Annotated in this window: 20 protein-coding genes and 4 tRNA genes; 16 read left to right on the forward strand and 8 right to left on the reverse strand. The window is 69.1% G+C overall.

Annotated elements, in window-relative coordinates; translation table 11 throughout:
- Positions 1-19: 19 nt before the first annotated feature.
- Together ccsB and B840_RS01590 are read left to right on the forward strand one after the other, a co-directional pair.
- Complete coding sequence (ccsB, locus tag B840_RS01585) at positions 20-1,027, forward strand: c-type cytochrome biogenesis protein CcsB (RefSeq protein ID WP_042620669.1); 1,008 nt, start codon at positions 20-22, stop codon at positions 1,025-1,027.
- Between the two features lie 58 nt (positions 1,028-1,085).
- Entirely contained in the window at positions 1,086-1,355 is a 270-nt protein-coding gene (locus tag B840_RS01590) for a helix-turn-helix domain-containing protein (protein ID WP_042620670.1), read from the forward strand.
- Positions 1,356-1,438: 83 nt separating this feature from the next.
- Here the strand turns inward: B840_RS01590 and B840_RS01595 are convergent, their stop codons facing one another.
- Positions 1,439-1,744: a hypothetical protein gene (locus tag B840_RS01595; protein WP_042620671.1), complete on the reverse strand. Its 306-nt coding sequence runs from the start codon at positions 1,742-1,744 to the stop codon at positions 1,439-1,441.
- Between the two features lie 68 nt (positions 1,745-1,812).
- Between B840_RS01595 and B840_RS01600 the strand changes: the two genes are divergently transcribed.
- A complete protein-coding gene (locus tag B840_RS01600; RefSeq protein WP_042620672.1) occupies positions 1,813-2,133 on the forward strand; it encodes a DUF4229 domain-containing protein in 321 nt (106 codons plus the stop codon).
- A gap of 6 nt (positions 2,134-2,139) precedes the next feature.
- Here B840_RS01600 and B840_RS01605 read toward each other — a convergent pair whose 3' ends face one another.
- Both B840_RS01605 and B840_RS01610 read right to left on the reverse strand, forming a co-directional pair.
- The gene (locus tag B840_RS01605; protein ID WP_042620673.1) at positions 2,140-3,075 is read right to left on the reverse strand and encodes an AEC family transporter; all 936 of its coding nucleotides are present in this window, start codon (positions 3,073-3,075) and stop codon (positions 2,140-2,142) included.
- A complete protein-coding gene (locus B840_RS01610; RefSeq protein ID WP_042622434.1) occupies positions 3,076-3,981 on the reverse strand; it encodes a 1,4-dihydroxy-2-naphthoate polyprenyltransferase in 906 nt (301 codons plus the stop codon). It lies immediately after the preceding gene.
- 113 nt (positions 3,982-4,094) lie between these two features.
- Between B840_RS01610 and B840_RS01615 the strand changes: the two genes are divergently transcribed.
- Entirely contained in the window at positions 4,095-4,961 is an 867-nt protein-coding gene (locus B840_RS01615; protein WP_042620674.1) for a hypothetical protein, read from the forward strand.
- On the opposite strand, the gene menE is transcribed toward B840_RS01615, so the two are convergent.
- From menE to B840_RS01635, 4 genes are all read right to left on the reverse strand, one after another.
- The gene (gene menE / locus B840_RS01620; RefSeq protein ID WP_042620675.1) at positions 4,958-6,085 is read right to left on the reverse strand and encodes an o-succinylbenzoate--CoA ligase; all 1,128 of its coding nucleotides are present in this window, start codon (positions 6,083-6,085) and stop codon (positions 4,958-4,960) included. The two genes, B840_RS01615 and menE, sit on opposite strands and share 4 nt — an antisense overlap.
- 82 nt (positions 6,086-6,167) lie before the next feature.
- Positions 6,168-6,608, reverse strand: coding sequence for a DoxX family protein (locus B840_RS01625; protein ID WP_042620676.1), 441 nt, complete (start codon positions 6,606-6,608; stop codon positions 6,168-6,170).
- A 66-nt stretch (positions 6,609-6,674) separates the two neighbouring features.
- Positions 6,675-7,613 (reverse strand): 1,4-dihydroxy-2-naphthoyl-CoA synthase, encoded by a 939-nt coding sequence (locus B840_RS01630; protein ID WP_042620677.1) that lies wholly within the window; start codon positions 7,611-7,613, stop codon positions 6,675-6,677.
- A 10-nt stretch (positions 7,614-7,623) separates the two neighbouring features.
- Positions 7,624-7,932, reverse strand: a complete 309-nt coding sequence (locus B840_RS01635; RefSeq protein WP_042620678.1) for a 4a-hydroxytetrahydrobiopterin dehydratase — start codon at positions 7,930-7,932, stop codon at positions 7,624-7,626.
- A gap of 62 nt (positions 7,933-7,994) precedes the next feature.
- Here B840_RS01635 and B840_RS01640 point away from each other — a divergent pair, with 62 nt between their 5' ends.
- The 6 genes from B840_RS01640 (at position 7,995) to B840_RS01665 (ending at position 13,869) form a co-directional block, all read left to right on the forward strand.
- Positions 7,995-9,002 carry an o-succinylbenzoate synthase gene (locus B840_RS01640; protein WP_042620679.1) on the forward strand — a complete coding sequence of 336 codons (1,008 nt, stop codon included), beginning with the start codon at positions 7,995-7,997 and terminating at the stop codon, positions 9,000-9,002.
- 10 nt (positions 9,003-9,012) lie between these two features.
- On the forward strand, positions 9,013-9,534 hold the full coding sequence (locus B840_RS12800; protein ID WP_084603058.1) for a hypothetical protein: 522 nt from the start codon (positions 9,013-9,015) through the stop codon (positions 9,532-9,534).
- A gap of 316 nt (positions 9,535-9,850) precedes the next feature.
- Positions 9,851-11,467, forward strand: coding sequence for a 2-succinyl-5-enolpyruvyl-6-hydroxy-3-cyclohexene-1-carboxylic-acid synthase (gene menD / locus B840_RS01650; protein ID WP_042620680.1), 1,617 nt, complete (start codon positions 9,851-9,853; stop codon positions 11,465-11,467).
- A gap of 38 nt (positions 11,468-11,505) precedes the next feature.
- The gene (locus tag B840_RS01655) at positions 11,506-11,907 is read left to right on the forward strand and encodes a DUF3592 domain-containing protein (protein ID WP_042622436.1); all 402 of its coding nucleotides are present in this window, start codon (positions 11,506-11,508) and stop codon (positions 11,905-11,907) included.
- Between the two features lie 47 nt (positions 11,908-11,954).
- Positions 11,955-13,169, forward strand: coding sequence for a glycosyltransferase family 4 protein (locus tag B840_RS01660; protein WP_042620681.1), 1,215 nt, complete (start codon positions 11,955-11,957; stop codon positions 13,167-13,169).
- A gap of 10 nt (positions 13,170-13,179) precedes the next feature.
- Positions 13,180-13,869: a demethylmenaquinone methyltransferase gene (locus tag B840_RS01665; protein ID WP_042622437.1), complete on the forward strand. Its 690-nt coding sequence runs from the start codon at positions 13,180-13,182 to the stop codon at positions 13,867-13,869.
- Here B840_RS01665 and B840_RS01670 read toward each other — a convergent pair.
- The gene (locus B840_RS01670) at positions 13,856-15,121 is read right to left on the reverse strand and encodes a geranylgeranyl reductase family protein (RefSeq protein ID WP_042620682.1); all 1,266 of its coding nucleotides are present in this window, start codon (positions 15,119-15,121) and stop codon (positions 13,856-13,858) included. The two genes, B840_RS01665 and B840_RS01670, sit on opposite strands and share 14 nt — an antisense overlap.
- 101 nt (positions 15,122-15,222) lie before the next feature.
- On the opposite strand from B840_RS01670, the gene B840_RS01675 reads away from it, so the two are divergent.
- From B840_RS01675 to secE, 6 genes are all read left to right on the forward strand, one after another.
- Entirely contained in the window at positions 15,223-16,239 is a 1,017-nt protein-coding gene (locus B840_RS01675; RefSeq protein ID WP_042620683.1) for a polyprenyl synthetase family protein, read from the forward strand.
- A 72-nt stretch (positions 16,240-16,311) separates the two neighbouring features.
- Positions 16,312-16,394: transfer RNA gene (locus B840_RS01680), tRNA-Tyr, on the forward strand.
- Between the two features lie 274 nt (positions 16,395-16,668).
- Positions 16,669-16,741, forward strand: a tRNA-Thr gene (locus B840_RS01685).
- A 66-nt stretch (positions 16,742-16,807) separates the two neighbouring features.
- A tRNA-Met gene (locus B840_RS01690) sits at positions 16,808-16,879 on the forward strand.
- Positions 16,880-16,959: 80 nt separating this feature from the next.
- Positions 16,960-17,035, forward strand: a tRNA-Trp gene (locus tag B840_RS01695).
- A gap of 115 nt (positions 17,036-17,150) precedes the next feature.
- Positions 17,151-17,474: a preprotein translocase subunit SecE gene (gene secE, locus B840_RS01700; RefSeq protein WP_042620684.1), complete on the forward strand. Its 324-nt coding sequence runs from the start codon at positions 17,151-17,153 to the stop codon at positions 17,472-17,474.
- Positions 17,475-17,519: the final 45 nt, after the last annotated feature.

The raw sequence follows: 17,519 nt of genomic DNA on the forward strand, positions 1-17,519 counted from the left end.
TTTGAGGGTGTCCCCACACATGCCTGTCAATCAGACTCTCTCCAACTTCTCGGACGTCGCGTTCCAGTCGGCGTTCGCCATTTACCTCGTGGCGCTGGTGCTCGCGCTCGTGTACTACGTTCGGATGCAGAGCGTCATCGACGCCCGGCGCGCGTACGCCCGTATGGAGGAGAAAGCGCTCGTCGCGGTCGGGGACGGCGGCACCGAGGTGGTGGCGGGGGACGACGCCGGCGCACCCACCCTCGCGGAGATCGAGAAACTCGAGGCCGGGGCCAACAAGTTCGGCGGCATGACCCAGTCGCTGGTCTGGCTGGGCATCATTGTCCACGTCGCCTCCGCCGTCCTGCGCGGCCTGGCCACGGAGCGGTTCCCCTTCGGCAACCTCTACGAGTACGTCCTGGTTATCAGCGCCTTCACCATGATGATCGCGGCCGTGGTCATCCAGCGAAAGGAATGGCGCATCGTGTGGCCCTGGCTGCTCGTGCCGGTCCTCGCGCTGCTGTTCTTCGGCGGGACCAAGCTCTACGCGGACTCCGCCCCGGTCGTCCCGGCGCTGCAGTCCTACTGGCTGCCGATCCACGTGTCCACCATCTCCGTCGGCGCGGCCATCGGCATGCTCTCCGGTATCGCCTCCCTGCTCTACCTGCTGCGCATCTGGCAGCCCCAGGGCAAAGAGCACGGCTTCTTCGGCACCCTGGCCAAGCCGCTGCCCAGCGCCAGGAAGCTCGACGCGCTGGCCTACAAGTCCGCCATCCTCACCCTGCCGATCCTCGGCCTGGGCATCGTCCTCGGCGCCATCTGGGCGGAGGCCGCGTGGGGCCGTTTCTGGGGCTGGGACCCCAAGGAGACCGTCTCGCTGATCACGTGGGTCCTCTACGCTGCCTACCTGCACGCCCGCGCCACCGCCGGCTGGCGCGACCACAAGGCCGCGTGGATCAACATCCTCGCCCTGGCGACCATGATCTTCAACCTCTTCTTCATCAACATGGTCGTCTCCGGCCTGCACTCCTACGCGGGCCTGAACTAGGGCATCCGGGATACACTCGGAGACATACACGTTCGACCCCGAAGCAGGGAGTGAGCCAGTGACCGGCACATCAGCACCCAGGAAGAAGACCGGGAAACCAGCCGGCGACGACCCGGTTCTGCTCGCTCTCGGGGAGCAGCTGGCCCAGCGCCGCCGCGATCTCGGCGCCCTGCAGTCCGACATAGCGGACCGGGCGGGAGTGTCCCGTTCCACCCTGCACACCATCGAGCACGGCGGCACCGGGGTCCGGTGGGAGAAGGTGACGGCCGTGGCTCACGCGCTGGGCCTGCACATGCGGTTCGAGGCCGACGGGGCCGAACCCGAGTAGCCGCCGTTACAGAGCAGAATCCGCTGACGTTCGCCCTTGCGGGGCAATCCTCCGCGGATTCCGTCTATCCGGGCCGGGCCCGGTTACTCCTCCGGGGGGTCGGATTCCCCGGCGGATTTCCCGCCCGGTTCTTCGCCGGGTTCGCGGTAACGTTCCTCGGCGCGCTTGCGGCGCTCCTCCTCTTCCCGCGCGGCGTCCTCGCGGGCCCGGCGTTCCTTGAAGCGGTTCTTCTCCAGCGTCCAGAGGAATTCCTCGTCGTCGTCCGGCCCCTTGACTGCGCGGGTTTCGGCTTCCGCCACCTGGTTTCGTTTCCAGGATGAAGGCCCGAAGGCCTTCCACAGCAGCACAACGGCCACGATGATGAGTAGTACTAGCAACAGTCGTCCCATGGTTCCTCCTTCTTCCCGTCCAGCTTACGGGCCCGAGTAGGCTGCAGTATGTGACTGCACCTGACCCGATGCCCCAGCCCCCATCCGACGCTCCGCCGGAGCTTGACCCCCAGGTCCGCCGCCAGGCGAACATGGCGCTCCTGAAGTACGGTGGCGCGCGGCTCGGCCTGTTCGTGGCGCTGACGGTCGTCATCCAGCTCTTCGCCGTGCTCATCGACGCCCCCGTGCCCCTCGTCATGTCGGCGCTGCTCGCCCTCATCGTCGCCTTCCCGCTGTCGATGCTCATCTTCCGCGGGCTGCGCCTGGAAGCGAACCGTTCGGTGGGCGCCTGGAACGCCCAGCGCACCGCCCGCAAGGCGTGGGTCAAGCGCGAGCTCGAGAGCCGCTGACACCGGTCAACGGCCGAAGAGCAGCGCGATGCCCAGCATCACCGGGAGTGCGCCGAACGTGGTGAGGAACACGGTGTCGCGGGCGATGATCATGCCCCGCTGGTAGGAGGCGGCGTAGTTGTACACGTTCTGCGCCGCCGGCAGCGCCGCGAGGATGACGCAGGCGTAGACCTGCTCCTCCGGCAGGCCCATCCCCAGCGCGATGAGCCACGCCACGGCGGGCATGCCCACCAGCTTCAGCCCCGTGGCGAGGAGCGTGCCCGGCCGGTCGGCCGGGGTGGCCAGCGGGGCGGTGTTACGCAGCGAGGCTCCGAAGCTGATGAGGATCATCGGGATCGACGCGCCGCCCAGGATCTCCAGCGGACGCATGACGGGGTCGGGGATCTCCAGGCCGACGACCGCCACGAGAAGTCCGAGCGCGGAGCCGATGACCACGGGGGAGAGCAGCGCCGTGCGGACCGAATCGGCGATCTTGGCCACCCGGTTACGCCCGCCCGCGTCCTCCGCGCCCAGCCCGGCGAGGATGAACGGCGTGAACACGACCATCTGCAGGACGAGCACCGGGACGACGTAGGTCGCCTCCCCCAGGACGTAGACGCTCACCGGCAGGCCGATGTTGACGGAGTTGAAGTAGCTCGCCGACGCAGCGCCCATCGTCGTCGTCGGGATGTCCTGCCGGAAGAACACGGCCGAGGAGAGGATGTAGACGGCGGCGGTGGCGAGCGTCGCAAAGAAGATGACCACGATGACCGGGGAGAACAGCGTCCGCGCATCGGACTGCGCCACCGCCGTGAACAGCAGCGCGGGGGAGGCGGCGTAGAACGCGACCCGGTTGAGGACGAGGCGTTCGCGGTCCTCTTTGATTACTCCCGTGCGGGAGAGGATCACGCCGACCCCGATGACCGCCAGGATGATGGCGAACCCGGTGATAACCCCCTGCATCTACAGCGCCGGCGAATTGAGGAACAGCACGAGGCCGGTGATGACGGCCCACAGGAGCATGGCCTGGCCGGTGGACTTGATCAGCGGGATCAGCGCCGGCCCGGTCGCCCCGCGCAGCGCGACGAGGATGCCGCTGAGAGCGAGGGGCAGGGCCAGGACGGCCAGGACCAGGGGCAGCAGCTCGGCGGCCATGAGGAAGGACACCGCGAAGGGAGTGGCGGCCAGTGCCGTGTAGAGGAAACGGGTCCGGCGGTCGCCCAGCCGCACGGCGAGGGTGATTTTGCCGGACGCGGAGTCCGAGGGGATGTCGCGGAGGTTGTTGGCCAGGTTGACGGACGCGGAGATCGCGCCCACGGCCACGGCGCAGCCCAGGCCGATCCAGCTGAGCGCACCCGCCTGGGTGAACTCGGTGCCCAGGACGGCCACGAGCCCGAAGAAGATGAACACGGCCACCTCCCCGAGGCCGCGGTAACCGTAGGGGTTCTTGCCGCCGGTGTAGAACCAGGCGCCGGCGATGGCGACGGCGCCGACGAGGATGAACCACCACGCGCTGGCCAGGGACAGGGCGACGCCGGCCAGCGCCGCCACGCCGAAGGAGAGGAAGGCGGCGCGCTTGACGTGGGTGGGCCTGGCCAGGCGGCCGCCGGTCAGCCGCGTCGGCCCGGTGCGGTCCTCGTCGGTGCCGCGGATGCCGTCGGAGTAGTCGTTGGCGTAGTTCACGCCGACGATCAGCGCCCACGCCACCACCAGGGCCAGCAGCGCACGCCACCAGGAGAAGCCCCCGGCGTAGGCGGCGGCACCGGTTCCGGCGATGACGGGGGCGAAGGCGTTGGGCCAGGTGTGCGGGCGGGCCGCCTGCCACCAGTCCCGGGGCGTGGCGGACCAGGTGTGTTGATCAACGGACATGCGGACCATTGTCCTCCATCGGCCGGTGAAGCGCCGAGCCGGGGTGCTCCGGGTGGCGCCCCGGCCCAGTTGCCGGGCGGGAGGCGCCGGGGAACCGTAAGGTTGGCCAGGTTATGTGGATCAGTTACGTGCTCGGCCAGGCGGTCAGCTTCTTCTTCACCCTCTTCCGGATGATTCCGTTGGCGTGGAACAACCATTTCTCCCGCCGGCGTTTCCCGCAGGAGGGCGACGTGGTCATTTCCCTGACGTCGCACGGGGACCGGCTCGACCGGGTGCACTACACCCTGGAGTCCATCGCGCGGGGGACCGTGAAGGCGCCGGTCGTGCTGTGGCTGGATGAGAAGGACTACCGCGGCGAGTGGCCGAAGACGCTGCGCCGCCTGGTGGGCCGGGGCCTGCAGGTCCGCTGCTCCGACGGGCTCTACGGCCCGCACACGAAGTACTGGAGCCAGTTCCGGGAGGTGGCGGGCACCGGGAAGCGCGTGGCCACCGTGGACGACGACATGATCTACCCCGAGTGGTTCCTGGAGCGGCTGCTGTTCGTCGGCGACCTGCGCGACGACGCGGTCATCGCCTACCGCGCCCACCGCATCGAACTGCGCGACGGCGACCTGCTGCCCTACGTCAAGTGGACCGCCGCGGACACCTGCCGGGCCAGCTTCCTCCACTTCGCCACCGGCGTCTCCGGGGTGCTGTACCCGGCGTCGTTCATCGCCTACGTCGTGGAGCAGGGGGACGTGTTCCGGGAGCTGAGCCCGCGCGCGGACGACGTCTGGTTGCACGCCTGCGCGCTGCGTTCGGGGCACCGGATCCGGCAGGTCTACGCCAGCCCCCGCAACTTCGCGGTGGTGCCCTCGACGCAGGGCGGCGCGCTCGTCATCGGCAACACCCTCATGGGAGGAAACGACGAGCAGATCGCCCGGGTGTATGACGGGGACGACGTTGCCCGGCTGGTCGCCGCCAGCCGCACCGAAGACTAGAAGAGCTTCTCGACGCCCCGCCGGTCCACCTTCCCCGGCCCCGTCAGCGGGAGCTCCGGCAGGCGCAGGAGCTCCTTGGGCAGCTGCCACCGCGGCAGGTGATCCAGGCCGGCGATGACCTCACCCGGGGTGGCGGGACCGGTGTAGGCAGCGACGATCGCCTGGCCGAGCCTGGGGTGGGGGACGCCCACCACGCATGCGCCGGTGACCCCCGTGACGGCGAGCATCGCCTGCTCCAGTACCTCCGGCTGCAGCTTGAGGCCCCCGGAGTCGATGATCGCGTCGAGGCGACCGGTGACCGTGAGGCGGTGGCTCTCGATGAACCCCGCGTCGGAGGTGGCGAACCAGCCGGACTCGGCGAAGGCCTCGTGGCCGGGATGGTTGCGGTAGCCGTGGGCGATCATCGGGCCGCCCAGGTGGATGCGGTCGCCTTTCAGCCGCACTTTCGCCCCGGGGATGGGGCGGCCGTCGTAGACGCAGCCGCCGGCGGTCTCGGAGGACCCGTAGGTGGCGACCACCCTGATCTTCAGCTCCCCGGCGGACGCGGCCAGCTGCGGGTTGAGGGCGGCGCCGCCGACGAGGACGGCGTCGAAAAGCTGCAGCGCCTCGATGCCCTCGAGGGTGTCCATGAGCTTGGCCAGCTGCATCGGGGTGAGGGAGGTGTAGACGTGCCCGCCGGTGCGGGCGAGCCGGCGGGCGGCGCGGGCGAAATCCGGGGTGCGGAAGCCCTCCGAGAGGTCCAGGGTGAGGGGGTCGACGCCGGCGATCAGCGAACGGACGAGCACCTGCAGGCCCGCGATGTGGTGGGCGGGCATGGCCAGCAGCCACTGCCCCTCGCCGCCGAGGAACTGGTGGGTGGCGTCCGCGCTGGCGACCAGGTTGGCGGCGCTGAGCTGGGCGCCCTTCGGTGTCCCGGTCGACCCGGAGGTGGCCACCACGAGGGCGATGTCCCCGTCGATGGGCTGCCCGGCGCGCTGGGAGTCCCGCAGCAGCGCGGCGCGGGCCGGGTCGTCGGCCGGGACCGGTAGGAGGGTGCGCTGCCCGGCGATGGCGGCCTCGAGGTCGGCCAGGATGGCGGCGGGGTCGTGGGCGTCGACGGCCAGCGGCTCGAGGTGGTGGCTCATGACTGCTGATCGTAGCCCGGTGCGGACAGCAGAACGGCGCCGCCTCCGGGTGGAGGCGGCGCCGCGTCGGACCGGTGCAGCCTCAGGCGTTCTGGAGTTCCCGCTCGGCCGGGGCCTCCTGGCCGCGCTGGGGCAGGTAGGCGTCGACGCTGTAGCGGCCGGCGCCGAGGCCTGCCAGCAGGAGGGTGCCTGCGCCGATGGCGCCGACGAGTTCCCAGCCGCCGTTGGTGACGAAGATGCCCTGGGCGAGGTGGGCGAAGGCCGCGGCGCCGAGCATGAGGAGGGTGAGCACGATGCCGGTGACGCGTGTGAAGGCGCCGATGATGAGCAGGATGCCGCCGATGATCTCCACGAGGGCAACGGCCGGGGCTGCGGCAGCGGCGGCGGGGATGCCGATGCTGTCGAAGTAACCGGTGATGCCCTCCAGGCCGGTGATCTGGAACTTGTCCCAGCCGTGGGCGATGAGGATGACGCCCAGGATGATGCGGGAGGCGAGCTGGGCGACAGGTGCGTATGTTGTCATGACACCGAACGTTAGAGCCATGTTGAGGACGTGTCAACTAGGGTGGCCGTGGCGGGGCGGTCACCGTCAGTAGTAGAAGGGGAACTCATCCCAGTCGGGGTCGCGCTTCTCCAGGAACGCCTCCTTACCCTCCACCGCCTCGTCGGTCATGTACGCCAGACGGGTCGCCTCGCCGGCGAAGACCTGCTGGCCCATCAGGCCGTCGTCCAGCAGGTTGAACGCGAACTTGAGCATGCGCTGCGCGGTGGGGGACTTGCCGTTGATCTCCCGGGCGGCCTGGATCGCCTCGGCCTCGAGCTCGCCGTGGTCGGCGACGATGTTGACGGCGCCCATCCGGTGCATGTCCTCCGCAGAGTAGGTGCGACCCAGGTGGAAGATCTCGCGGGCGAATTTCTGCCCCACCTGCTTGGCCAGGTAGGCGGAACCGTAACCGGCGTCGAAGGAGCCGACGTCGGCGTCGGTCTGCTTGAAGCGGGCCTCCTGGCGCGAGGCGATGGTCAGGTCGCACACCACGTGCAGCGAGTGCCCGCCGCCGGCCGCCCAGCCGTTGACCACGGCGATGACCACCTTCGGCATCGTGCGGATCAGACGCTGCACCTCGAGGATGTGCAGGCGCCCGCCCTCCACCTTCGTGCGGGCTTCGTCGACGGTGTCCTCGGTCTCGCCCTCGGCGTAGCGGTAGCCCGAACGACCCCGGATGCGCTGGTCGCCGCCCGAACAGAACGCCCAGCCGCCGTCCTTCTCGCTCGGCCCGTTGCCCGTGATCAGCACCACGCCCACGTCCGGGGTCCGCCGCGCGTGGTCGACCGCGCGGTAGAGCTCGTCCACGGTGTGCGGGCGGAAGGCGTTGCGCACCTCCGGCCGGTCGAAGGCGATACGGACGATCCCGTCCCTGCGTTCGCTGCCCACGTGGCGGTGGTAGGTGATGTCGGTGAGGTCCTCGAAGCCCTCGACGGTCCGCCACTGGGTGGGGTCGAAGGGGTTGTCGGTGCTGTAGTTGCTCATGCCGTTCAGCTTAGGCGGGCGCCACCCCCAGCTTTTCCGCATGCCGGTTGATGTCCCGGGCCAGGTCAATGTCCAGGCTGGTCACCCCGCCCACGTCGTGGCTGGAGAGGGTGACGGACACGCTGGGGTAGGTCAGCGTGACATCGGGGTGGTGGTTGGCGGCGTCCGCCGATTCGCCGATCAGGGTCACCAGGTGCAGCCCCGTGGCGAAGTCGCCGGTGGCGAACTCCGCCCGGATGGTGTCCCCGGCGTGTTGCCAGCCGCCCAGTCCGGCCTCCTCGACGTCGGCCGCGGTCAGTTTCTGTTTCGGATCAGTCATACCCCCATCCTGCACCACCTGTGACGCAGGCAACACCCCCTCGCCGTTCTACGCTGGACGGTATGACGAAACCTTCAGTCGATGAGATCCTGGACCGCGCCCATGTCGTCGCACTGCCGATGGCGGTGAGGTTCCGGGGCGTCGATACGCGCGAGGCGCTGCTCATCGACGGCCCTGCCGGGTGGGGCGAATTCGCCCCTTTCCTGGAGTACGGTGCGGAGGAATCCGCCGCCTGGCTGCGCGCCGGGCTCGAGGCCGCCTTCGTCGGCTTCCCCGCTCCGCGACGCCCCCTCGTCGAAGTCAACGCCACCGTCCCCGCGGTCCCCGCAGCCGCCGTGGCAGAGGTGCTCGCCCGCTACCCCGGTTGCCGGGTGGTGAAGGTCAAAGTTGCCGAGCAGGGGCAGACCCTCGCTGACGACGTCGCCCGCGTGCAGGCCGTCCGGGACGCCGTCCCCGGCGCCGTGATCCGCGTCGACGCCAACCGCGGCTGGACCGTCGACCAGGCCCTGGAGGCCGCCCGCGTCCTCGGCCCGCTGGACTACATGGAGCAGCCCTGTGATTCCGTCGAGGAACTCGCCGACCTGCGCCGCCTGCTCATGCGCTCGGGAATGTTCGTCCGCGTCGCCGCCGATGAATCGATCCGGCGCAGCGACGACCCCTACCGCGTCGCGGACCTCATGGCCGCGGACGTCGCCGTGGTCAAGGTCGCCCCGCTGGGCGGAGTCCGCCGGGTCCTCCAGCTGGCCGCCGACCTGCGCGCCCGCCACATGGACGTCACCGTCGCCTCCGCGTTGGACACGGCCGTCGGCATGAACGCCGGCCTGGCCGCCGTCGCCGCTCTCCCCGTCATCGCCGACGACGACGCCATGGACGTCCCGCCCGCCGCCGCCGGCCTGGCCACCGGATCCCTGTTCGTCGAGGACGTCGCACCGCCCCGCGCCATCGTCGACGGCTTCATGGCCACCGACCCCGTGGCCCCCGACGCCGACCGCCTCGCCGCCCTCGCCGCACCCGCCGACCGGCGCGAGTGGTGGTTCCGACGGCTTCTCGACGCCCACCGGTACGTGTAGTTTGGTCCGCATGAACCCGCGCAACCCCTCCGACGGCCACGACGAAACCCGCTACCTCGGCCCCGTCCGTGGTTCGGACGAGCCGCGCGGGGAGCGCCCGAAGCAGTACTTCCCGGGCGAGCACGATCCCGGCTACCGGTACCAGGAACCCCAGTACGAACCACCCCAGTACCAGCAGCCCCAGCCGGCCTACCAGCCGCCGGCGGAGCAGAAGTCCGGCGGCGCGCTGCCCATGCTGCTGGGCATCCTCTTCGGCCTGACGCTGCTCGCCGCCGTGGCCTTCTTCTTCCTCTGGCGCAACGCCGCCGCCGAGGCCGACCGCGAGCCCCCGGCACCCGTCACCGTCACGTCGACGGTGTCCCGGACCCTCACCGAAACGGTCACCGAGGAAGCCCCGCGCCTGCCGACCCAGATCCCCACCCAGATCCCCACCGAAATTCCGAGCGACATCCTGCCCTCCGGCATCCCCGGGATCGACCTCGACGGCCTGCTCGACCGTTTCACCGGCGGCGAACCCGCCCCCGCCCAGTAGCTCCACCGCTCAGTGGGGCGGTTCGGGGAGGAGTTCCTGCATAGAATCCCCGGCCCACCCGGTGCAGCTGCCCCCTTCCGGATGAGCTTCCGGACGGTGTAGTCGCCGTTCCCCAACCGGGCCAGTTCCTGCCTGGTCCAGTATTTCCCCTCGAGTCCCATTCCCTATTGGACTTGAGTTTCCGCGCCGGGGTTCCCCGTGTCTGGAGTGCCACACGGTTCGACGTTTTTCTGGGGTGGTTTCGGTGCAGGCGTGCGGCGTTTCAGACAAATGGGCCGTCCACAGGCCCCCGGCGTCGCCAACTAGACTCGGGCCCATGCAATCCGAGTCGATCAACCTGGCGCAGTCCGTCGTCGAGCAGCTTTCCCGCCATGTCAGTGACGTGGTGATCTGTCCGGGCTCCCGGAACTCCCCTCTCTCGCTGGCGCTGCTGGCGCGGAAGGACATCAGGGTGCACGTGCGCCTCGACGAGCGCAGCGCCGCTTTCCTGGCCCTGGGCATGGCGCGGGTGCAGAAGCGGCACGTGGCGGTGGTGATGACCTCGGGCACGGCAGTGGCGAACTGCCTGCCGGCGATGGTGGAGGCGCATTACGCGCATGTGCCGCTGGCGGTCGTCAGCGCGGACCGGCCCCGCAGACTGCAGGGCACGGGTGCGAGCCAGACCATTGACCAGGTGGGGATCTTCGGCAGGTATGCGGAGACCACCGAAATCCGGGAGGGCGCCGACATCCCGTTCCTGGCGGAGGCGTTCACCGGCCGGAACCAGGTGCACATCAACGTGGAACTGGATGATCCGCTCGTCGGTGACGAGTTGCCGGGCGAACCGACCAGCCGGACCCTCCGCCGGGCGCCCGTGCCTCGGCAGGTCAACCACGGCGAGGTCGAGGTGGACCTGAGCCGGAACACCCTAGTCGTCGCTGGCGACGAAGCCTGGCTGGTGGACGGGTTGGAGGATGTGCCCACCATCGCGGAGCCGACCGCGCCCGCCCCGTACCACCCGGTGCACCCGCTGGCGGCCAGGGTCTTCCGGCGCCAGCAGGTCAGCGCGAACGATTACGTCGTGGACACGAAGCCGGAGCAGGTCATCGTCGTCGGGCATCCGACGCTGCACCGCGACGTGCTGGCGCTGCTCAAGGACCCGGAGATCGACCTGATTACGCTGTCGCGCTCGGCCGACTTCACTGATCCGCGCGGCGGTTCGACGCGGGGGACGTCGGTGAAGGTTACCGGCGAGCCGACCTCGCAGTGGCTGAAGATCTGCTCGGCGGCCTCCGAGCTGGCGGCCGACGCCGTCCGTCTGACCGTGGCTGATTCGGCGCACGGGTTCACGGGGCTGCATGCGGCGGCGGCTGTGTCGGACACCCTGGGCACGGGCGATTCGCTGGTGCTGGGGGCGTCGAACCCGGTGCGCGACGCGAGCCTGGTGGGTTTGCCCTACGACGGTGTGGACACCTATTCGCCGCGGGGCGCCGCCGGTATCGACGGCACCGTGTCCCAGGCCGTCGGCGTCGCCCTGGCGGTGCAGGCCGCGCACCCGGACGAGCCGCGGGCCCCGCGCACGGTGGCGCTGATGGGGGATGTCACCTTCCTGCACGACGTCGGGGGGCTGTTCATCAGTCCCGGGGACGTGCACCCCGAGCACCTGACGATCGTCGTCGCCAACGATGACGGCGGCGGCATCTTCGAGTCGCTGGAGATCGGCGCGGAACCGCTGCGGGCCAGTTTCGAGAGGGTCTTCGGGACGCCGCACGGGGCGTCGATAAGCAGCCTGTGCGAGGGTTACGGCGTCGCCCACCGCGAGGTGTCGACGTTGGCGGAGCTTCTCGACGCCCTGGGCGGCCAGTCCGAGGGACTGTCCGTCATTGAGGCCCGCACGACGCGGGCCACCCGGCGGCAGATGGACGAGGCTCTGCGGGAGAGGGTCGGCTGGTGAGGCGGAGCATCGTGCGGCGGGGGCGGCAGCTGGTGCTGATGCTCTACGCCGCGGCGATGCTCGGCAGCGTCGCCATGGTCGGCGGACCCGCGCTCAACGACCGGACCATCAACGCTGACCCCGGCCGGGCGCTGGCCACGGTGACGGGCACGGACTGGTTGCGCACCACGGTGGAGTACCGCGACGAGGACGGCATCTACCATTCTCCGCCGACGGGGTTGCTCTACCCCACAGGCCTGGGGGAGGGACAGCGAGTGTGGGTGGCGTACGCGAAATCCGACCCCGACCTGGTGAAGGTGGAGGGGCGGGAATGGACCCTGTCCGTCATTCCGGCCCTGAGTGTTGCTCTGCTGGCGACGATTCTCGCGGCGCTATTGTGGTGGGCAGTCGGCAGCTTCGCCCGGGGTGCGGCACGTTCACCGAAAGTTCTCCCGGAGTAAAGCTGGATATCAAGGCGATGTCGCCTGGCAGAGAGAGGATGTCACGCATGCGTGTAGCGATCGTCGCGGAGTCATTCCTGCCCAACGTCAACGGTGTGACGAACTCGGTCCTCCGGGTTCTGGAGCATCTCCACCGGGAGGGGCATGAGGCATTGGTCATCGCGCCGGGAGCGCGCGACTTCCAGGAGGAGGTCAGCGAGTACCTGGGCTTCGAGATCGTGCGGGTGCCCACGGTGCGTGTCCCGCTGATCGACTCGTTGCCCATCGGCGTGCCCAACCCCGCCGTCACCGACGCGTTGCGGGTCTTCCGGCCGGACCTCATCCACCTGGCCAGCCCGTTCGTGCTCGGCGCGGCGGGCGCCTTCGCGGCGCGTCAGCTGCGGGTGCCGGCGGTGGCGCTCTACCAGACGGACGTGGCGGGCTTCGCCACCAAGTACCGCCTCACGCCGCTGGCCAACGCCGCGTGGGACTGGACCCGCCACATCCACAACATGTGCCAGATGACCCTGGCTCCGTCCTCGCTGACCATCCGCGACCTGGAGGCTCACGGCATCAACAACGTCCGGCACTGGGGCAGGGGAGTCGACGCGGTCCGCTTCCACCCGGAGAAGCGCTGCCCGCAGTTGCGCCGCCAGTGGGACCCGACCGGCCGGAAGAAGATCGTCGGTTTCGTCGGCCGCCTGGCCGCGGAGAAGGGCGTGGACCGCCTGGCTTCCCTGCACGGCCGGCGCGATATCCAGCTGGTCATCGTCGGTGACGGGCCCTCCCGCGGCGAGCTGGAGACGCTGATGCCGAAAGCCGTGTTCACCGGCGCCCTGGGCGGCGAGGACCTGGCCCGCGCCTACGCCTCGCTGGACCTGTTCGTCCACGCCGGCGAGTTCGAGACCTTCTGCCAGGCGATCCAGGAGGCGCAGGCCTCCGGCGTGCCCACCATCGGCCCGCGCGCCGGGGGTCCGGTGGACCTGATCCAGGAGCGCTACAACGGCCTGCTGCTCGACGTCGAGACGTTCTCCCGCGAGCTGCCCGCCGCCGCCGAGTGGCTGCTGCACCGCGACCGCCACGATCAGCTCCGCCGCAACGCCCGGGTCTCGGTGGCGGACAAGACCTGGGAGGCCCTGTGCGATCAGCTGCTGGGTTATTACGCCCGGGTCCTCGAAGAGGCGCGCCGTGTCCCGTTGACCTTCTTCGGCCCGCGCCCGGAGCTGCCGCTGTGGGCAGCCAAGGCGTTGGGTGCGCGCGTCGCCGGAAGTTCCCTGACCTAGACTCGTGGTCGTGGCTAAGGCAGACCTGGACAAGAAACCCTTCGACGTCGCGTCAATGTTTGACGACGTCGGGGCGAAGTACGACCTGACCAACACGATCCTCTCCTTCGGGCAGGACGCCCGGTGGCGGCGGCGCACCCGTGAGCGGCTCAACCTGAAACCGGGGGAGAAGGTCCTCGACCTGGCGGCGGGCACCGCCGTCTCGACGGTGGAGCTGGCGAAGTCAGGCGCCTGGTGCGTGGCGTGCGACTTCTCCCAGGGCATGCTCGCCGCGGGCAGGGACCGCGACGTTCCGAAGGTCGTCGGCGACGGCATGCGGCTGCCCTTCGCGGACAACTCCTTCGACGCGGTGACCATCTCCTACGGCCTGCGCAACATCCACGACCACGCGGCCGGCCTGCGGGAGCTGGCGCGGGTGACCCGGCCGGGCGGCCGGCTGACCGTGGCGGAGTTCTCGACCCCGGTGGTGCCCCTGTTCGGCACGGCGTACAAGGAGTACCTCATGCGGCTGCTGCCGAAGGTGGCGCGCCTGGTCTCCTCCAACCCGGACGCCTACATCTACCTGGCGGAGTCGATCCGCGCGTGGCCGGGTCAGGAAGGCCTGGCGCAGGTGATCAACGCCAACGGCTGGGAGAACGCCGGGTGGCAGAACCTGAGCTTCGGGATCGTGGCCCTGCACTCGGCGACTAAGCCGTTGTAGCCCACAGCGGGGTGTCGCGGCGCACCCTCGAGACGGCGGCGCCGGCCAGGCGCCAGGCCCGTGCGATGAGGTCGCGGTCGTCGTCGGCGACGAGGTTGCCCATCAGCCGCGCGGCGGCCGGCATGACCATCGCGCCGACGGGGCCGCGCAGGCCGAGCGGCCCGACGGCCGGCAGGAACTGCGGGTAGGTCAGCAGCCGCGCCGCCGTGCGGGCCAGCAAAAACGCCTCGCCGTAGGTCTCGCGCAGGAGGTGCGGCCACACCAGGGTGAGGTCGCGGCCCGGACGCAGCAGCTCCACGGCCATCTCGGCGGACTCCATTCCGTAGTCGATGCCCTCGCCGTTGAGGGGGTTGACCAGTGCGGCGGAGTCCCCAATGAGCATCCAGTTCGCGCCGGCCACGTCGGAGACCGCGCCGCCCATCGGCAGCAGCGCGGAGGCGACGTCCTGTTCCGGGCCCAGCTGCCATTCCTCGCGGCGTTGCGTCGCGTAGTGCGAGAGCAGCTTCTTCGTGTTCACCTTTGCCGGCCGGGCGTCGGTGGACAGCGCGCCGGCGCCGAGATTCACCCGGCCGTCGCCGAGCGGGAAGATCCAGCCGTAGCCCGGCTGGACGGTGCCCTCGGCGTCGCGCAGCTCCACGTGGGAATGGATCCACGGCTCATCCGACATCGGCGAAGCGCAGTAGGAGCGCGCCGCGATGCCGTAGACCTCGCCCCGGTGCCACTGCCGGCCCAGCAGCTTGCCGAAGGTCGAGCGCACCCCGTCGGCGACCAGCAGCCAGCGGGGCCGCACCTGCTTCTCGACGCCCCCGTGCCGCACCGTCACCGCATCCACCCGCGGTCCCGCGAACTCGACGCCCGTGGCCGTCGCACCCTCCCACAGGGTCGCGCCGCGCTCCACGGCGGTGCGCACCAGCAGGTGGTCGAACTCCGTGCGCGGCATGGCGGAACCGAGCGTTCCGTAGTGGCCCTCCGGCCAGGGGGCAGTGACCGAACCGCCGAAACCGTGCAGTTTGAGACCCCGGTTGTGGTAGCTGGACGTCACCGCCTCCGCCAGCCCGAGCCTGCCCAGCTGGTGGATGGCCCGTGGGGTCAGCCCGTCGCCGCAGGTCTTGTCGCGGGGGAAGACGGCGGCGTCGAGAAGCAGAACCTCGTGGCCGGCCTCCGCCGCATGAATCGCGGCCGCGGAACCCGCGGGTCCTGCACCGACTATCAGGACATCGACAAGACCGGGGTTTCCACTCATGCGGTCCATTGTGGCATTCCACGCCACCCCTTAGTACGGGGTGGGGCAACTTTGGACTACGGTTGAGTGCGATCATCCTCACCGTCAGACCGCTGCAAGGACACCTCGACATGACCAACGGCACTACCTATCAGTCCACCCCGGCCGGGAACGTGGATCTGGGAGACGCCGAGCTCAATGAGCGTATCGCGACCGGAATGGCCGAGGTCGAGGTCCTGCTGCGCGAGGAGCTGGCGAAAAGCGAGGATTTCCTCGTGGACAAGGTGATGCACCTGATGGAGGCCGGCGGCAAGCGCTTCCGGCCCATGATGACGCTGCTCGCCTCCCAGTTCGGACCAGGAGCGGGTTCATCCGAGGTGGTCAAGGCCGCCGCCGTCCTGGAGACGGTCCACCTGGCCACGCTGTACCACGACGACGTGATGGACGAGGCCGAGCTGCGCCGCGGCGTCGACTCCGCCAATGCACGCTGGGACAATGCGGTGGCGATCCTGGCGGGGGACATCCTCTTCGCCCATGCCTCCCGGATGATGAGCGAACTGGACACCCATACCGTGGGCCACTTCGCCCAGACCTTCCAGGACCTGGTCACCGGACAGATGAGGGAGACCATCGGCGCGGAGGGGCGCGACCCCGTCGAGCACTACATGGACGTCATCCACGAGAAGACCGGGGTGCTCATCGCCTCCGCCGGCCACCTCGGCGCGTACCACTCGCACGCCAGCGAGGAGCATATCGAGGCGTTGTCCCGGATCGGCGGGGCGATCGGCATGATCTTCCAGATCGTCGACGACATCATCGACATCTTCTCCGCGCCGGAGCAGTCCGGCAAGACCCCGGGCACCGATCTGCGCGAAGGCGTGTTCACCCTGCCCGTGCTCTACGCCCTCCAGGAGGACGGAGAGGTGGGGGAGCAGCTCCGGGCGCTCCTCACGGGTCCGCTCACCGAGGACGACGACGTGGAACGCGCGCTCGACCTCCTCGGGCGTTCGCAGGGCCGCCAGCGCGCGCTCGCCGACGTCCACCGCTACCTCGTCGAGGCCGAGAGTCAGATGGACCGGCTCCCCGACTCCGCCGCCACCAATGCGCTGCGCATGCTGGCCAACTACACCATCCAGCGCGTCGGATAAGTGGCGTGACCTGCCGATTTGCAGGTCTTCCGGTGTCTCGTAGTAGAGTATGTCACGCACCGTATGGTGCACGCCAGGTTGCCCGAGCGGCCAATGGGAGCGGACTGTAAATCCGCCGGCTTACGCCTACACAAGTTCGAATCTTGTACCTGGCACAACTTCAGACCCACCCGAACTGTTGGTTCGGGTGGGTCTTCTGCCTTTCGCGGCTTTCCTCGAATTCCGGCGCCCGGGACCGCCGCGCAGTCCCGGTTTCATGCAAACCCGGCAGGCCCGGCAGGGGCGATTTCAGGCGGTTTGAAACGCCCCCATTTGATGGCTGAAAATGCGTCGTGACGTGCCGATTTGTGTAACCTCAGCGCATCGGGTTAATCTGTTCAAGGCTTCAACGGAGCGGGCAAGATAAATACGTCCGGTGCCAGAGGCTACGCCCCCTTAGCTCAGTCGGTAGAGCGTTTCCATGGTAAGGAAAAGGTCATCAGTTCGATTCTGATAGGGGGCTCTGTTTCTTTTCTCCCTCGGTCGCTGCAGAACCGTCGGTGGCTGGGGAAGTGTGAAACGGCCACCAGGCGGTGTAGCTCAGTGGTAGAGCAAGCGACTCATAATCGCTGTGTCGCGGGTTCAATTCCCGCCATCGCTACCGGTTAGCCGGCCAGCAGGTAGTTTCGGAAGGATCTGCCCGTCTGGTAAGGTCAACCGTGCTGTTCAGGCAGCGCACCAAGGGGCGTAGTTCAATTGGTAGAGCAACGGTCTCCAAAACCGTAGGTTGCAGGTTCGAGTCCTGTCGCCCCTGCCAATACGGGCCGGTCATCGAGGATTTTCCTCGGTGCCGGCCCGTTCTGCTGTTCCCTGTTGGCCTCTGGTAGGCTCAACGGAGTTCTGAACACGAGATGTCTTTTCCGAGGAGTGCTGTGACCGATCAACAGCCCAACCAGCCCGGCGCGGCCCGCCCGACGGGCAAGCGCCAGATGACGGGCGTCGGCACCACCACTGCCTCGTCCTATGAGGCGAAGCGGGTCGTCAAGGCTGACCCGGAGGACGACAAGCCTGGCGGCGGCGTCGTCAGCTTCCTGCCGGAGGTTGTCTCGGAGATGCGGAAGGTCATCTGGCCGACCGCGCGCCAGATGGTCGTCTACACCCTGGTGGTCTTCGCCTTCCTCATCGTGGTGACGGCACTGGTCTCGAGCGTCGACTTTCTGGCGGGCCTCGGAGTTGAGAAGATCCTCACCCCTTAGGTACAGTCGTCACCATCAGTTTTCATCCCGTCGAGCCCACCAGGG

The organism is Corynebacterium marinum DSM 44953 (genome assembly GCF_000835165.1).
Classification (GTDB): Bacteria; Actinomycetota; Actinomycetes; order Mycobacteriales; family Mycobacteriaceae; genus Corynebacterium; species Corynebacterium marinum.

Bases quoted from the DNA above. Each gene is read 5' to 3' on its own strand.
- B840_RS01655 (WP_042622436.1), top strand. From the start codon at position 11,506: ATGCTCTACGCCGCGGCGATGCTCGGCAGCGTCGCCATGGTCGGCGGA.
- B840_RS01605 (WP_042620673.1), bottom strand. From the start codon at position 3,075: ATGCAGGGGGTTATCACCGGGTTCGCCATCATCCTGGCGGTCATCGGG.
- menD (WP_042620680.1), top strand. From the start codon at position 9,851: ATGCAATCCGAGTCGATCAACCTGGCGCAGTCCGTCGTCGAGCAGCTT.
- B840_RS01660 (WP_042620681.1), top strand. From the start codon at position 11,955: ATGCGTGTAGCGATCGTCGCGGAGTCATTCCTGCCCAACGTCAACGGT.
- B840_RS01670 (WP_042620682.1), bottom strand. From the start codon at position 15,121: ATGGACCGCATGAGTGGAAACCCCGGTCTTGTCGATGTCCTGATAGTC.
- B840_RS01600 (WP_042620672.1), top strand. From the start codon at position 1,813: ATGCCCCAGCCCCCATCCGACGCTCCGCCGGAGCTTGACCCCCAGGTC.
- B840_RS01635 (WP_042620678.1), bottom strand. From the start codon at position 7,932: ATGACTGATCCGAAACAGAAACTGACCGCGGCCGACGTCGAGGAGGCC.
- ccsB (WP_042620669.1), top strand. From the start codon at position 20: ATGCCTGTCAATCAGACTCTCTCCAACTTCTCGGACGTCGCGTTCCAG.
- B840_RS01630 (WP_042620677.1), bottom strand. From the start codon at position 7,613: ATGAGCAACTACAGCACCGACAACCCCTTCGACCCCACCCAGTGGCGG.
- B840_RS01595 (WP_042620671.1), bottom strand. From the start codon at position 1,744: ATGGGACGACTGTTGCTAGTACTACTCATCATCGTGGCCGTTGTGCTG.
- B840_RS01625 (WP_042620676.1), bottom strand. From the start codon at position 6,608: ATGACAACATACGCACCTGTCGCCCAGCTCGCCTCCCGCATCATCCTG.
- B840_RS12800 (WP_084603058.1), top strand. From the start codon at position 9,013: ATGAACCCGCGCAACCCCTCCGACGGCCACGACGAAACCCGCTACCTC.
- B840_RS01675 (WP_042620683.1), top strand. From the start codon at position 15,223: ATGACCAACGGCACTACCTATCAGTCCACCCCGGCCGGGAACGTGGAT.
- B840_RS01615 (WP_042620674.1), top strand. From the start codon at position 4,095: ATGTGGATCAGTTACGTGCTCGGCCAGGCGGTCAGCTTCTTCTTCACC.
- B840_RS01640 (WP_042620679.1), top strand. From the start codon at position 7,995: ATGACGAAACCTTCAGTCGATGAGATCCTGGACCGCGCCCATGTCGTC.
- menE (WP_042620675.1), bottom strand. From the start codon at position 6,085: ATGAGCCACCACCTCGAGCCGCTGGCCGTCGACGCCCACGACCCCGCC.
- B840_RS01610 (WP_042622434.1), bottom strand. From the start codon at position 3,981: ATGTCCGTTGATCAACACACCTGGTCCGCCACGCCCCGGGACTGGTGG.